Source organism: Bacteroidota bacterium (assembly GCA_034723125.1).
Classification (GTDB): Bacteria; Bacteroidota; Bacteroidia; order CAILMK01; family JAAYUY01; genus JAYEOP01.
On sequence record JAYEOP010000568.1, the window covers coordinates 1 to 1,604 of the forward strand.

The window sequence follows — 1,604 nt, forward strand, 5'->3', positions numbered from 1 at the left end:
TAAATTATTTTTTAAATAACAATACAAATTGCAAAGTATTTTTAAATTCCTGAATAATTATTCGGTTCTCTGTTGATTTGTGTGGATGAAAAAAAATTAAAGCCACAGACTTCGTCTGTCGAAGACAGATTCACAGATTAAAGGGGGGTTCTATAAATACATTTCTTTTAAGAAACAAAGATAATGAATACGATGCAAGGCACAAATTTTTCATTGTTAGCTTTTCGTTGATTATTCTTCTATTCCTTTATTTTCATCATTTTCTATTCTTTTTCCCAGTTGTTTTGCATTTAAAGGTGAAATAACTTTCTTTTTTGTAGTCTTTTCCAGTTGTTTCCGTGCTACATTAGCCACTTTTCCACCTTTACGTGCTAGCTGTTTATTTTCATTAAGTGTCTTTGGTTGTTTTTCTTTCGATATTTCAGTCGTTGATGCTTCTGCCAACATATTAAACACCAATTCTAAATTCGTCATATTATCTCGTAAGTTTTCTTTCTTCAAATCTTTAAAATCCTTATACTCACGAGTTGTCATGCCTGACCAAGCTTTTGCTATTTCATCTGTCAGAATAGCATATTCAATTCCTTTTTTAATTCCGTGCAAGTCCCATTCATCAGTTAACTCTTTACGAACTTCAATACTTTTCAATCGCTGGTTAATCCAATTTACTGAATAGCCTTTTTTCAAATAGGTTTCCATTGCACGGTCAAATGCAAGTTCTGGGTCTTCTGTCTCTTCTATTCTTTCATAACCAACTTTTGCTAACCATGTCTTGAAAGGTTCAGCTTTCGGTGATGGAATAGATTGAATTAATCGTAATAGTTGTTCTGTATCAGCGACATCTGTTATTCGCTTTTTACCATCTGAAGATTTCATTTTCAACTGTCCGATTTTTTCGGACACTTCACTTCCTTCTGATTTTAATTTACTTTTTAAATCAGACCAATATTTTCTTGGCCTTTCACTTCCTGTTAATACTCCAATAACATCAATGATTGAAAAATACCATTTTTCTTGGTCACTATCCCAATGAACTCTAACTCTTTGGTCTTGAAATAATTTTATTGCATTCTCTTTTGTCATACTTTTAAATTTTCAATCACAAAGATACATAAATTAAAAATTTTTAGCAGTTTTTTCAATTTTGTGATATCGTTCTCACAATGAAAGCTAACGGCAATCTGGCTAATAACCCAAACCACCGATTAAATTTTTGTCAAATATAAAGCTATTTCTGCTTTGCTTAAAAATAATTTGTTTTTTTTAGGTTACGTTTTTATAATTGCTTCTTCCAGTGATATTGGAAAAATATATGACTGTCTTCTGTCTTTTCCTTGTATAAATTTCATTTATAAAAATAGAAATTATTCCTTTGGTGGCAAATTTGATTACTCCCAGTATTTGAAATAGAACCAATTATTCTAATTAGCAAAGTAGAAACATAGTTTAATTGAATATTTCATAATTATTTAAAAATTATTACTTTTGTAATCATTAAAAAAACTAAAATCCGTGTTTATGCAAAGTAAATCAACAATTCTAATTATCCTAATTTCTTTCTTACTAATAACTCAAACTATCTCGGCTCAAAACCTTAAAATTAA

1 protein-coding gene is annotated in these 1,604 nt (G+C 29.6%); it reads right to left on the bottom strand.

Translation table 11 applies throughout. From position 1 onward, the window contains the following. Nucleotides 1–231 precede the first annotated feature (231 nt). A complete protein-coding gene (locus tag U9R42_14480; protein ID MEA3497230.1) occupies nucleotides 232–1,083 on the bottom strand; it encodes a Bro-N domain-containing protein in 852 nt (283 codons plus the stop codon). Nucleotides 1,084–1,604: the final 521 nt, after the last annotated feature.